The organism is Massilia sp. CT11-137 (assembly GCF_047302885.1).
Taxonomy (GTDB): domain Bacteria; phylum Pseudomonadota; class Gammaproteobacteria; order Burkholderiales; family Burkholderiaceae_D; genus Telluria; species Telluria orientalis.
In genome coordinates, this window is record NZ_JBKYMP010000002.1 from 498,752 (window position 1) to 511,887 (window position 13,136).

12 protein-coding genes are annotated in these 13,136 nt (G+C 66.6%); 2 read left to right on the plus strand and 10 right to left on the minus strand.

Features of this window, described 5'->3' with window-relative positions; translation table 11 throughout:
* Positions 1-68: 68 nt before the first annotated feature.
* Positions 69-2,177, plus strand: coding sequence for a peptidase domain-containing ABC transporter (locus ACEN98_RS18955; protein WP_413386417.1), 2,109 nt, complete (start codon positions 69-71; stop codon positions 2,175-2,177).
* The gene (locus ACEN98_RS18960; protein ID WP_413386419.1) at positions 2,174-3,505 is read left to right on the plus strand and encodes an HlyD family type I secretion periplasmic adaptor subunit; all 1,332 of its coding nucleotides are present in this window, start codon (positions 2,174-2,176) and stop codon (positions 3,503-3,505) included. Before ACEN98_RS18955 ends, ACEN98_RS18960 begins: the two co-directional genes overlap by 4 nt.
* A 24-nt stretch (positions 3,506-3,529) precedes the next feature.
* On the opposite strand, the gene ACEN98_RS18965 is transcribed toward ACEN98_RS18960, so the two are convergent.
* The 10 genes from ACEN98_RS18965 to ACEN98_RS19010 are packed head-to-tail and all read right to left on the minus strand — an operon-like array spanning position 3,530 to position 12,988.
* Positions 3,530-4,792, minus strand: a complete 1,263-nt coding sequence (locus tag ACEN98_RS18965) for a protoporphyrinogen/coproporphyrinogen oxidase (protein ID WP_413386421.1) — start codon at positions 4,790-4,792, stop codon at positions 3,530-3,532.
* Position 4,793: 1 nt separating this feature from the next.
* On the minus strand, positions 4,794-5,672 hold the full coding sequence (locus ACEN98_RS18970) for an SDR family oxidoreductase (protein ID WP_413386423.1): 879 nt from the start codon (positions 5,670-5,672) through the stop codon (positions 4,794-4,796).
* Positions 5,669-6,085, minus strand: a complete 417-nt coding sequence (locus tag ACEN98_RS18975; protein ID WP_413386425.1) for a WxcM-like domain-containing protein — start codon at positions 6,083-6,085, stop codon at positions 5,669-5,671. Before ACEN98_RS18975 ends, ACEN98_RS18970 begins: the two co-directional genes overlap by 4 nt.
* Positions 6,073-7,215, minus strand: coding sequence for a CDP-glucose 4,6-dehydratase (gene rfbG / locus ACEN98_RS18980; RefSeq protein WP_413386427.1), 1,143 nt, complete (start codon positions 7,213-7,215; stop codon positions 6,073-6,075). The genes ACEN98_RS18975 and rfbG overlap by 13 nt, the downstream gene beginning before the upstream one ends.
* The gene (gene rfbF, locus ACEN98_RS18985; RefSeq protein ID WP_056129205.1) at positions 7,176-7,949 is read right to left on the minus strand and encodes a glucose-1-phosphate cytidylyltransferase; all 774 of its coding nucleotides are present in this window, start codon (positions 7,947-7,949) and stop codon (positions 7,176-7,178) included. The genes rfbG and rfbF overlap by 40 nt, the downstream gene beginning before the upstream one ends.
* Before the next feature lie 17 nt (positions 7,950-7,966).
* Positions 7,967-8,731: a hypothetical protein gene (locus tag ACEN98_RS18990; RefSeq protein ID WP_413386429.1), complete on the minus strand. Its 765-nt coding sequence runs from the start codon at positions 8,729-8,731 to the stop codon at positions 7,967-7,969.
* A complete protein-coding gene (locus tag ACEN98_RS18995) occupies positions 8,728-9,606 on the minus strand; it encodes a glycosyltransferase family 2 protein (protein ID WP_413386431.1) in 879 nt (292 codons plus the stop codon). Before ACEN98_RS18995 ends, ACEN98_RS18990 begins: the two co-directional genes overlap by 4 nt.
* A 51-nt stretch (positions 9,607-9,657) precedes the next feature.
* Entirely contained in the window at positions 9,658-10,767 is a 1,110-nt protein-coding gene (locus ACEN98_RS19000; RefSeq protein WP_413386433.1) for a DegT/DnrJ/EryC1/StrS family aminotransferase, read from the minus strand.
* Complete coding sequence (locus tag ACEN98_RS19005; RefSeq protein ID WP_413386435.1) at positions 10,764-11,660, minus strand: WxcM-like domain-containing protein; 897 nt, start codon at positions 11,658-11,660, stop codon at positions 10,764-10,766. The genes ACEN98_RS19000 and ACEN98_RS19005 overlap by 4 nt, the downstream gene beginning before the upstream one ends.
* Before the next feature lie 23 nt (positions 11,661-11,683).
* Positions 11,684-12,988 carry a bifunctional glycosyltransferase/class I SAM-dependent methyltransferase gene (locus tag ACEN98_RS19010; RefSeq protein WP_413386437.1) on the minus strand — a complete coding sequence of 435 codons (1,305 nt, stop codon included), beginning with the start codon at positions 12,986-12,988 and terminating at the stop codon, positions 11,684-11,686.
* Positions 12,989-13,136 lie beyond the last annotated feature (148 nt).

Here is a 13,136-nt window from a genome sequence, read left to right on the forward strand (position 1 = left end):
AATCTCTCGGTCTGCCGCACTTCGCTTCTATTAGTTCCCTAATGGCCGACAAATTCCCTCATACAACTTTGCAATGCCTGACTGCCATCGCGCAGCATCACGGCCTGCAAGTGAATCCAGAGCGCCTGATCCACGACTACGCGTTGAACGCGGAGGAGCCCTCGTCGTCCATGCTGCTGGGGATGGCCTCGAGCATCGGGTTGAAGGCCAAGCTGCGCCAGCTGACGGTCGACAAGCTGCTGGGGCAGAAGGGCGTGTTCCCGCTACTCGCGCGTCTGAAAGACGGCAACAGCATGATCGTCGTGGGCGCGCGCAGCGACGATGGCGGCGTGCTCGCGGTGCTCGATCCGCTCGGCGACCTCGGGACCGTCAAGATGCTCGATCCGGCCGCGTTCCAGTCGCTGTGGAGCGGCGAAGTCCTGTTCCTCAAGCGCACGTCGAAGCTGTCCGACACGCGCCAGCCGTTCGGCCTGCGCTGGTTCATTCCCGAGATCCTGCAGCAGAAGGCCGCGTTCCGCGACATCGCCATCGCCGCGATGGCCATGAACATCCTCGGCCTCGCGTCGCCGATCTTCTTCCAGCTCGTGATCGACAAGGTGCTCGTGCACCATAGCGTCTCGACCCTGTGGGTGCTGGCGGCCGGCATCGGCATCGCGCTGCTGTTCGAATCCACGTTCGGCTTCATGCGCCAGATCCTGACGCTGTGGGCCACGAACAAGATCGACATCCGCCTCACGCGGCGCACGTTCGCGCACCTGCTGTCGCTGCCCATCGATTATTTCGAGACCACGTCCGCGGGCGTGGTCGTGCGCCACATGCAGCAGATGGAAAAGATCCGCGGCTTCCTCACGGGCCGCATGTTCTTCACGGCGCTCGACCTGACCGCGCTGTTCATCCTGCTGCCGATCCTGTTCAGCTATTCCGTCAAGCTGGCGATGATCGTGCTGCTGTTTACGCTGCTCATCAGCGGCATCGTCGCGGTGCTCGTGCCCACGTTCCAGCGCCGCCTGAACGACCTGTACACGGCCGAAGGCCAGCGCCAGGCGCTGATGGTGGAAACGATCCACGGCATGCGCACGGTGAAGGCGCTGGCCATCGAGCCGATGCAGCGCCGCGCCTGGGACCAGCGCTCGGCCAATGCGCTGAACCAGCACTTCCGCGTCGGCCAGATCTCCATCACGGGCAATGCCATCACCGACTTCCTCGGCAAGCTGCTGCCCGTCGTGATCATCGTCATCGGCGCCCAGGACGTGTTCGACCAGACGCTGTCCGTCGGCGCCCTGATCGCCTTCCAGATGCTGTCCGGCCGCGTCAGCGGGCCGCTGATCGCCCTGGTGGGCCTCGTCAACGAATACCAGGAAACGGCGCTGTCGATCCGCATGCTGGGCGAAGTCATGAACCGCGCGCCGGAAGGCCGCACCGGCGGCCTGCGTCCCGAACTGCGCGGCAACATCACGTTCGACGGCGTCGTGTTCCGCTATCCCGGCGCGCAGAACAACGCGCTCGACCGCGCCACCTTCGAGATCAAGGAAGGCAGCGTGATCGGCATCGTGGGCCGCAGCGGCTCGGGCAAGACGACGATCACGAAGGTCATCCACGGCCTGTACCGCATCCAGGAGGGCATCGTCCGCTTCGACGGCTACGACGCCCGCGAGATCGACCTGCCGCACCTGCGCCGCCAGGTGGGCGTCGTCCTCCAGGAGAACTTCCTGTTCCACGGCACGGTGCGCGAGAACATCGCCGCGACGATGCCCGAGGCCAGCTTCGAGGACATCGTCGAGGCGGCACGTGCTGCCGGCGCCGACGAATTCATCGAGCGCATGTCGCAGGGCTACGACACGATGCTGGAAGAGAATGCGTCGAACCTGTCCGGCGGCCAGAAACAGCGCCTGTCGATCGCTAGAGCGCTGCTGGCCAAGCCGCGCATCCTCGTGCTGGACGAAGCCGCGAGCGCGCTCGACCCGGAAAGCGAAGCGATCTTCATCAACAACCTGTCGCGCATCGCCGTCGGCCGCACCGTGATCATGGTGTCGCACCGCCTGTCGACGCTCGTCAACGCCGATTCGATCCTGGTCATGCAGCGCGGCCAGCTGATGGACGCGGGCCGCCATCAAGAACTCCTGACGCGCTGCTCTACTTACATTCAATTATGGAACCAGCAAACAAGTCATCTGTGACCGCGCTCGATCCGACCGACATCGAGTTCCTGCCGGACGCCGACGAGATCGAGCGCCGTCCGCTGCCGCCGTACGCGCGCATCACCGTGCACGCGCTGGCGGCGATGCTCGTGTGCTTTCTCGGCTGGGCCAGCATCGCCGAGATCGACGAGGTGGTGAAGGCGCAGGGCAGGCTGACCACCCCGTTGTCGAATATCGTCGTGCAGCCGATCGAGACGTCGATCATCCGCTCGATCGACGTGCGCATCGGCCAGGTCGTCAAGAAGGGCGAGCGCCTCGCCACCCTGGACCCGACGGACGCCGACGCCGACCAGGCGCAACTCCGCCTGAAGTTCGACAGCCTGGACACGCAGGTGAAACGCCTCGAGGCCGAACTGGCCGGCCGCGGGAACCCGGCCGAGACGGGCAACGTGTCGGCCGACACGCAACTGCAGGACAAGCTGGCGGGAGAACGCCGCGCCAACTTCGCCGCGCAGATGGCGCGCCTGGACGAGAACATCGCCAAGACGCGCGCCTCGCTCGACACGAACGTGCGCGACCAGCAGGTGCTGGGCGACAGGACGAAATCGCTGCGCGAGGTGGAGACGATGCAGGAACGCCTCGTCGACCAGAAATTCGGCGCCAAGGTCAACCTGCTGGACGCACGCAACAAGCGCATGGAAGTGGAGCGTGACTACACGCTCGCGAAGAACCAGGAACCGGAGATCCGCCGCGCGCTGGCCGGCCTGGAGGCGGAGAAGCGCGCGTTCGTGAACGGCTGGCGCCAGAAGATCATGGAAGACCTGCTGAACCTCACGCGCGAGCGCGACGCGACGGCCGAGCAGATCAAGAAGGGCACGCTGCGCCGCGACAAGGTGATCCTGACCGCGCCGGCCGACGCCATGGTGCAGGACATCGCCAAGCTGTCGCAGGGTTCCGTCGCGCAGGCCGCCGAAAAGATGTTCACGCTCGTGCCGCTGGGGACCGCGCTGGACGCCGAAGTGCAGATCGATTCGCTCGACGTCGGCCACGTGAAGCCGGGCGACGTCGCCCACATCAAGCTCGACGCGTTCCCGTTCCAGAAGCACGGCACCCTGGAAGCCAAGGTGCGCACCCTGTCCGAGGACGCGTTCAAGCGCGACACGGCGAACGCGGAATCGGGCACGGATGCCTACTACGTGAGCCGCATCGACCTGGGCGGCGGGAAGCTGAAGAACATGGACCCGCACGCGCGCCTGCTGCCGGGCATGACACTGACCGCGGAGATCGTGGTCGGCAAGCGGACCGTGTTGTCGTATCTGCTGTGGCCCCTGACGAAGGGGCTGGACGAAGCGATCCGGGAGCCGTGATCGCCCGGCGCCGCGCGCCTGTCCTCAAGGCAGGGCGCGGTAGCCGCTCAGGAGCGACTGGTTGCTCCACAAATAATCCCACTCGCCGAACCGGCCGCACGTGGCGATGCCCGCGTCGCCCGCCCAGGCGCGCACGCGGGCGCGCCGTTCTTCCATTCCCTGCTCGAAGATGACGTTGCCGTAGGCGAGGCGGCGATGGTCGAGCACGACGATGTCGTCCGCCGTCGCGATGCCCATCTTGCGCAGCGCGTAGACCGTGTTCTCCTTGAGCGCGTCGGGCGCATGGGCGCTGCCCGTGTCGTAGTTGTAGATCTCGAACTGGAGCGAGCTGCAGCCGGGCGGCGCGTTGTCCGGCGATTTCACGGACGGCGAATAGGCGCGGCTGGCGGCGATGTCCTCGTCGTAGATGTAGAACCACAGATCCTTCACGAGCGGCTTGTCGAACCCGACGGAGACCAGGTCGATCGACGTGGCGTGCAGGCCGGCGCCGGCCGCGCGCACGTCGTCCGGGACGTCGCCGGCCAGGCGCACGAGCACGGGCAGCGGCAGCGTGCTGACGAGCTGCCGGTAACGGACCGTCGCGCCGTTCGCGAACGTCACGGTGCGCGCCGCGGTGTCGATGCCTGTCGCGGCGTGGCCCGTGCGGATCTCGGCGGCATCGAGCAGCGGCTGGATGAACGCCTTGTAGCCTCCCGCGACGGGGTAGCGCATCTCCTTGGTGTAATACGTGTTCGGCGTATCGCCCGTCAGGGCGCCGAACAGGATCTCGTCCAGTTCCGCGCGGCGCATGCGGTTGCCGATCCACGTCGTGGACAATGCGCGGGCCGGCACCGCCCAGTATTTCTGCGTGTAGCGCAGCGGGTACCGTTCGGCGATCGCGTCGCCGTACTGGTGGCGCAGCCAGCTTTCGTAATCGTCGTGCGCGAGCGTGTCGGGACGCGCGAGGAAGGACTTGATCAGGGCCACGCGCTGTTCCGGCGGCAGCGGATACAGGTTGTTCTGCACCGGGTGCTTGAGCCAGTAGCCGTCATCCCAGCAATACGAATCGGCCGGGTGCGTGAGATACGGCGTGCGGTCGAAGATCGCGCGCACTTCCGGTTCGTTCGCGAACGACAGGTGCACGGCGTGGTCGAAACGGAAGCCGTCGACCGTGAAGTTGTCGAGCAGGCCGCCGGCGCGGTCGCGCGCCTCGAAGACGACGGCCTGGCGGTTCAATTCGCGCGCGCGCAGCGCGGCGCCCAGGCCCGCGATGCCCGCGCCCAGGATGACGATATCGATGGTTTCCATGTCAGTTCGCTGCGAGGTAAGGGGCGAGTTCGCCCTCGAGATAGGCGGCGAGGGCGGCGCGCCAGTCGCGCATGGCCGGCCAGCCCAGCTGGTCGCATTTCCAGTTGTCCGCCATTTCGTTGTCCGAGACGTTGGCCTTGCGGTTGAACGATGCGGCGTCGGCGGGACCGACCTCGAGGTCGAAGCCGGCCAGGCGCACGATCGCCTGCACGTACTCGTGGCGCGACGCCGAGCCGCCGTTCACGCAATTGAAGACGCCCGCGAGGCCGCTCGCGCCCAGGTCGAGCATGCGCGCCGCGACGTCGCCGCTGAAGCAGGGCACGCCCCGCTGCTGGACGTTCGAACGCATCGCCGCGCCGTTCGCCAGCGCGGCGCGGGCCTCGTCGATGCGGCGGGCGACGAAATTCTTCGGGATGTCCGGCGCGCCGCCGAACAGCCAGCCGGTGCGGACGACGAGGTTGTCCGGGCTCGCCGCCAGCACGCGTTCCTCGGCCAGCGCCTTGCTGCGGTGGTGGTGCGTGGTCGGCCGCACGGCGTCGTATTCGCGCCAGGGCGCGGTGCCGTGGGCGCCGTACACGCCGGTGCTGGAGACGAACAGCAGCTTCGTGCCGGCGCGCGCGCAGGCGGTGGCGATCAGTTCGGTCAGCAGCAGGTTGTCGCGGTAGCAGGTGGACGGGTCGAGCTCGCACTGCTCGACGTTCGTGTTGGCGGCGGCATGGATCACGAGATCCCAGCCGGCGGCGAGTTCGGCGGGCAGGTAGGCCGGGGCGTCCGGCAGCGCGGGACGTGCCAGCGGCGCGCATTGCCAGCCGCGCGCGGCGGCCGCCTTGCCGATGGCCGTTCCCAGGAGGCCGCGGGCGCCGGTCAGCAGGATCTTCATGCGAGCGGGTACGCGGCCAGGTCGACGTTGACTGCCTCGGCCGGATCGTGCGGGATGCTGGCCATGTTGCAGATCAGGTTCGTCCCGTCGCCGGTGCCGGTGAACGCCATCCACCAGCCCGGCGGCACCGTGAGCCTGCCGTAGCTGGCGTCGCCCAGCGTGTGCGAGGCCGTGCGGCCGGTGCCGGCATCGTGCAGGTGGAACGTGACGCTGCCCGCGACGACGACGAGGTTCATGGTCATGCGCGTATGCCGCTTCCAGCCTTTCGTCACGCCCGGATGCACGGTGGTGAAATAGACCTCGCCGAAGCCGGCGAAGCCCGGGTCGGTCGCCTTCATCGCGTGGTACACGTCGCCTTTGGGGTGGGCGATACGCGCCAGCGGCGTGAGCGTGCAGGGCGTCAGCGCGTCCATGCCAGCCCCCGCGCCGCGGCCAGCGCTTCGTATTCGCCGATCTGGGCGAGCGTCAGCGCGTGCATGTCGGCCTGCTCGCGGTAGTAGCGGTAATACCATTCGCTGACGAGGCGCACGCAGGTCTCGTAGTTCAGGTTCGCTTCCCAGCGCAGGTGGAACAGGGCCTTGTCGCAGTTCAGCTTGAGCAGCCCCGCCTCGTGGAACGGGATATTGCCGGTGACCTCGTACGCCTGTTCGGGACTCGCGAACTGCCAGTGGCGCGACAGGTCGCCCAGCAGCTCCAGCACGGTGCGGTTCTGTTCCGCGCGCGGTCCGAAGTTGAAGGCTTCGCCCGACAGTTCCGGGCGTTCGTGCAGCGCCGCGCCCAGCGCGAGATAGCCCGACAGCGGCTCCAGCACGTGCTGCCATGGCCGCGTGGCCTGCGGGCTGCGGATCTCGACCTTGCGGCCTTCCGACCAGTTGCGCATGCAGTCGACGACGATGCGGTCCTTGGCCCAGTCGCCGCCGCCGATCACGTTGCCCGCGCGGCCGCTGGCCAGCCTCACCTTGCAATCGGGCGCGCGGAAGAACGACCAGTAGTAGGCGTGGATGACCACCTCGGCCGCGCCCTTCGAGCCGCTGTAGATGTCGCGCCCGCCGATATGGTCGGTCTCGCGGTAGCCCCACAGCCACTCGACGTTCTCGTAGCACTTGTCGGACGTGATCATCACGGCGACGCAGGGGCGGTCGTGCAGGCGCAGGGCTTCCAGCACGTTGGTGGTGCCGATGACGTTGGTCGTGATCGTGTCCACGGGATCGCTGTACGACGTCGAGACGATCGGCTGCGCGGCCAGGTGGAACACGAAGTCGGGCTGGAAATCGGCGAGGACCCGCCGGACGGCGGCCAGGTCGCGCACGTCGCCCAGGTGGTGCTCGATATGCCCGGCCAGGCCGGTCTCCTCGAAGATCGAGGGCTGGGTCGGGATGCCGTCGGACAGGCCGGCCACGCGCGCGCCCAGCTTGAGCAGCCACATGACGAGCCAGGAACCCTTGAAGCCCGTATGGCCCGTGACCAGGACCTTCTTGTTGCGGTAGATGTCGCCGAACATGATCACTCCCAGGTCTTCCAGGGCGCGCGGCCGGATTTCCACAGCTCTTCGAGGTGCATCTTGTCGCGCAAGGTGTCCATCGGCTGCCAGAAATCGTGGTGGAAGAAGGCCCGCATCTGGCCGTCGCGCGCCAGTCCTTCCATCGGCTGCTTCTCCCACGTGGTGGCGTCGCCGTCGATGTAGTCGATGGCCTGGGGCGAGAGCACGAAGAAGCCGCCGTTGATCCAGGCGCCGTCGCCCTGCGGTTTTTCCTGGAAGCTGGTGATCTCGTCGCCCTGCAGGTTGAGGGCGCCGAAGCGGCCCGGCGGCTGGACGGACGTCAGCGTGGCCAGCTTGCCGTGGGCGCGGTGGAAATCGATCAGTTCCGTGACGTTCACGTTCGAGACGCCGTCGCCGTAGGTGAAGCAGAACGCCTCTTCGTCGCGCACGTAGTCGCGCACGCGCTTCAGGCGGCCGCCCGTCAAGGTGTCGTCGCCGGTGTCCACCAGGGTCACCTTCCACGGCTCGGCGCTGCGCGTGTGCACTTCCATGCGGTTGTTCTGCATGTCGAAGGTGACGTCGGACGTGTGCAGGAAATAGTTGGCGAAGTATTCCTTGATCACGTAGCCCTTGTAGCCGCAGCAGATCACGAAATCGTTCACGCCGTGCGTGGAATAGCCCTTCATGATGTGCCAGAGGATGGGCTTGCCGCCGATCTCCACCATCGGTTTCGGTTTGACCGAGGTTTCTTCGCTGATGCGGGTGCCGAGGCCGCCCGCGAGGATGACTGCTTTCATCCGATCTCCTTGCCGTTTCAGTTCAGCCGACCGGTCTCGGTCAGCACCGTCAGGGGACGCGTGATCACCTTGTCCGCACCGTATTCCAATGCCTTCTTGCGCAGCAGCAGGCCATGCAGGCGTTCGCAGCACAATCCCATCGTACGTTCTTCGTAGCCTTCGCGCCGGACGTAATGGTTGTGGGCGAAACGCGCCACCACCTCTTCGAGCTGGCGCATCGTCTCGACGAACCACGCGACCGGCATGTAGCCCACGTTGCCCGCCGTGATGAAGCTGGTGCCGGACAGGAAGTTGATCGCCTCGTCGCTGTCGATCACGCCGCAGTCGACCGCGTCGCCGAAGAACATCAGCAGGTCGCGCCCGACCGCGTTCGCCGAGTACTGCTGCATGACCGTGCCGGGAAAATTGATGGGCGCCGAGATGATCGGGGTCGTGCCGTCGCCGATGAAGGCTTCGATGGGCAGGGCCCGCAGCTCGCTCGGATGCGCGTGGTAGTTGAAACCGCGCAGCTCGCCGATCTCGGCGACCAGGGCGTAGCGGCGGTAATGGCAGACGCCGACGAAGCCGTCGGCGTGCGCTTCTTCCAGCAGGCGGCGGATCATGAAGAGGGCCGCGTATTCGCCCAGCTTCATGTTCTTGAAGGCCAGCTGCGGCGCGTGCACGCTCATGCCGATGCCGCGCTCCGGCACGTAGCCGCCGGTGCCGACGAGCGTCAGGAACGGCGGCAGGGGCCAGCCCGGGTCCTTGTGGCTGATGCAGTAGAAGGGGGGCAGGGACGTCATGCGGTCAGGCTTTCGGTGTAGGCGGCGTAGCGCTGCCAGGCTTCCTCGACCTGGAAGAAGACCCCGCGCAGCTGCAGGTAGGCGGTGTGCACCTGGTCGCGCTTGTCCAGCAGCTCCTGCGTGCCGACGACGCCCAGGCGATGCGACGCGAGCAGCAGGTCGAAGTAGTCGGAGAAGCAGTAGCCGAAATTCTTGTTCACGGCCGGATTCGATTCCGACTGCAGGCGCGGATCGCGGCGGAAGTAGCTCAGTTCCTCGTCGAGGTAGAACACGTCGCCGCCTTCGACCAGGTTGCAGTACGCGGACACGTCGGACAGCCCGCGGGTGCAGTCGTGGCCGGCCAGCGCGAACAGCCGGTGGTGGCCGATTTCCCACAGCTTCTGACGGGTGAACATCACCGTGGAGAATTCGCCGACGAAATTACGCATGCCGAGGACCATGCTGCGGTGCAGTTCCAGGCCCGTCATCGAACCGCTGGCCTCGAACGCACGGCGGGTTTCGACGCGCAGGTTGTTGGCGTCGATGACCTGCGAGGCCGAGAACGTCATCTGCACGCGCGGATGCGCAGTCATCGCGGCCACCATGCGCTCGACGCAGAACGGATGCAGGATGTCGTCGTCGAACAGCGGCTTGATGTACGTGCCCTTGCCCGAGAAGAAGGCGGCGTGGATGTTATCGCCGCGGATCACCGAGCAGCGCTGGTAGATTACTTCGGGAAAGCGTGCGCAGACATCGCGGATTTGCTCGGTCGGGCAATTGTCGCTGACGAGGATTTCGATATTCGGGTAGGTCTGGCCGACGGCCGAGCGCAGGCATTGTTCGAAGTGCTCCGGCTTGTACGACGGGATGACGATGCTGACTTTGGGAAGCGTCATGGAGATCGGAGTTCGTTGTCGTTCGTGAGAAAAAGTACGCGATGGCGCCGTTCACAGCGCCGCGGCGATGCGCCGTACCGCCTGCGCGACCTCGACCGCCTGCGCCGCCGTCATCGTCGGGCCCATCGGGAGGCTGAGCACCTCGCGATGGATGGCCTCGGCGATCGGGAACCGGCCCTCGGTCATGCCGAGATCGGCGTAAGCGGGCTGCAGGTGCGGTGCGATCGGGTAATGCACCAGCGTGCCGATGCCGGCCTCGGCCAGCCCCTTGGCCAGCGCGTCGCGCTGCGCATGGCGCACGACGTACAGGTGCCACACCGGTTCGGCCCACTCGGGCACGACGGGAAGGACGAGGCCGGGGATGCCGGCCAGCTCGGCATCGTAGATCGCCGCCAGCGCGCGCCGCCGGGCGTTCTGGTCGTCCAGCACGGGCAACTTGGCCGACAGGATCGCCGCCTGCAGCTCGTCCAGGCGCGAATTGAAGCCGATGGATTCGTTGTGGTATTTCTTCTGGGAGCCGTAGTTGCGCAGCGCGCGCAGTTGCCGTGCCAGTGCGTCGTCGTCGGTCGTGATCGCGCCGCCGTCGCCCAGCGCGCCCAGGTTCTTGCCGGGATAGAAGCTGAACGCGGCGGCGTGCCCCAGCGTACCAGCGCGCCGGCCGCGGTAGCGCGCGCCGTGCGCCTGGGCGCCGTCCTCGACGACCTTCAGGTTGTGACGGCGTGCGATGTCCATCAGCGGCGCCATGTCGGCGCACTGGCCGTACAGGTGGACCGGCACGATGGCCCTGGTACGCGCCGTGATGGCCGCTTCCACGCGGGCCGGATCGAGGTTGTACGTGCCCGCCACCGGCTCCACCGGGACCGGCGTGGCGCCGCAATGCGAGGCGGCCAGCCAGGTGGCGATATAGGTATTGCTGGGAACGATGACTTCATCGCCCGGGCCTACCCCCCATGCCTTGAGCACGAGGAAGATCGCATCCAGCCCGTTGGCCACGCCGATGGCATGGCGCGTACCGCACCAGGCGGCATAGGCTTGCTCGAACGCTTCCACTTCCTTGCCGAGGACGTACCAGCCGGACCGCAGCACGCGCCGCATGGCCTGTTCGATGGCGTCTTCCTGCTCGAGGTTGATGGCCTTCAGGTCGAGGAAGGGAATACTCATGCGTGCTCCACAGGAAGGGCGCCGCTGTCGCCCATGCGGCGTTTGGCGGCGACGAATTCGTCATAGTCGCGGATGTAGTCTTCCGCTTCGTAATAATCCGACGCGAACACCATCATCACGGCGTCGCTCGAATACTTGTACTGGATGCCCCAGGTCATCGGCGGCAGGTACAGGCCGATGTCCGGCGCGTCGAGGCGCACTTCGCAGCGGGATGCCACGTCGTCGACGACCACCGAACAGCTGCCTTTCACGCAGACCAGGAACTGGTGGCACTTGTAGTGCGCGTGTTCGCCGCGGGTCTTGTCGTTGGGGACGTTCATGACCAGGAAGTAGCGTTTCGGCATGAACGGGATTTCACGCATGAACTCGCCGACCGACAGGTCGCCGCGCGGATCGCCGACGTATTTGAAGCGGTGTAGCGTCACGTCGCCGACGCCGAGGCGCACGGCCGACGGCGTTTTTGGCGGCGTGGTGATGGTGTGCCACTCGGCCGCCGGCTTGCGTTCGGCCTGCTGCACGTAGTTGACCACGCGTGCCGGCGCGCCGGCCACGATCGCGTACGGTGGCACGTTATGGGTGACCACGGCCCCGGCCACGACTTCGGCGCCCTGGCCGATGCGCACGCCCCGGTGCAGCAGGGCGCCGGCGCCGATGCGGGTGCCGGCGCCGATCACGACGTCGCTGCCGTCCCCGTCCGGTGCCTCGATGGTGACGCCCGGACCGAGGTCGACGCCCTCGTGCAGCCGCACGCCGGGCCAGACCTGGGTGAAGCCGCGCACGCGGCAGCCGGCGCCGATCGCGGCGCCGGCGTAGACCACGACGAAGTCGCCCAGTTGCGCATCGGCGGCGACGGTGGCGCCGTCATGGACGTGGGCGGAGAGGGAACGGGACATGGAATTCTCCTGCATGTTTGGATTCAGACGAGCGTCGCGACGCACACATACTGCCACGCCAGCGCGTCCTGCGCCGCCTGCTCCGGATCGTTGCCGCCGGCCGCGGCGAGCGCCCGGATCGCCGGCAGCCACTGCTCGCGCGCCGGCTCGTCGCGCACCTCGGGCGAGCCGGTGGCCAGTTCGAAGCCGGTCTGGCGCAGCAGGTCGAGCAAGGTGGCGCGCGTGAACAGGCGCAGGTCGTGCGGGCGCACGGGCGTGTCGTCGCGGTAATGCAGGTCGCCGACGGCGAGCCGGGCCTGCACGCTCCAGTGTTGGGCGTTGCGCACCGAGACGACGACGCGGGTGCCCGGCGCGCTCCGGCGGCGGATGTCGCGCAGCAGGGCCCACGGATCGGGCAGGCTGGTCAGCACGTCGCCGAGAATCCAGCAATCGGCGCCGGCCGCGTAGGTGTCGAACTGCCTGGTCGGCTTCGTGATGTCCATGTTGAACACGAAATCGCAATGCGGACGTGCCTGGTCGGCCAGTTGCGGATCGAGTTCCACGCCGAGGTACTGGCAGATCGGATGGCGGGCGCGGTAGGCCTTGGCGAACAGGCCGTTGCCGCAGCCGACGTCGATCACCTTGGCGGCGTCGGTGGGCACGAAATGCAGCAGATACGGATCGACGCTGCCGTCGGGTGCCGGCATGTCGTAGTGGTAGCCGCCCGTGCGCTTGACCGTACCCTGCCACGGGTGCTTGATGTAGTGCGGCGTCGTGCGGCCTTCGAAATCTTCGCGGACCCATTGCACGTGCTTGTACAGGTGGGCGTTGCCGCTGTGGTTCAGCGCCAGCATCGTCTGGATGTTCGGCGCGCCGTGCTTGATCGGCAGCGGCCATTGACGCATCACGTCCAGGTTGACCAGCATGCAGGCCGGGTGCAGGTAGTGGATGGGCCCGTCGTCAGGCTCGTCGTAGCCGCGCTCGTTGACGCGCTGGGTGCTGCCGACGCCCCACATGCCCGGCTCCAGCTCGGCCTGCAGGGTTTCGAGGAAGCCGTCCTTGACGATCTCGACGTCCGAATCGAGGAACAGCGCCTGGCCTTGCAGGTTCAGGTTGTGCACGGCCCAGGTCATGCCGGGACCGTGGTGGATGTTGTATCCGAACGGGATGAACTCGACGTCCGGGAAACGTGCGGCGATGGCACCGATCTGCGTCGCGACCTCGGGACGCGAGCCGTCGATCACGTACACTTTGTTCGAATAGAACTGGCGGAAGGTGCGCAGCAGCGCCTCGACCAGGTCGGGCGAGTTGTACGACACCGTGATGACGGGAATTTGATTCGTTTGCATGGTGTGTTTCGAAGAGGCCGAACGTCGTCCTGCCGGTCGCAAAGGAAGCGTAATCATACTCTGTTGACCTGTTTCCAGCGAAATTTTGTGGCCCGTGAGCAACCAATAGTTGGCACAATTTTGCGATTGGTTTTCAGAAGGGCAATTT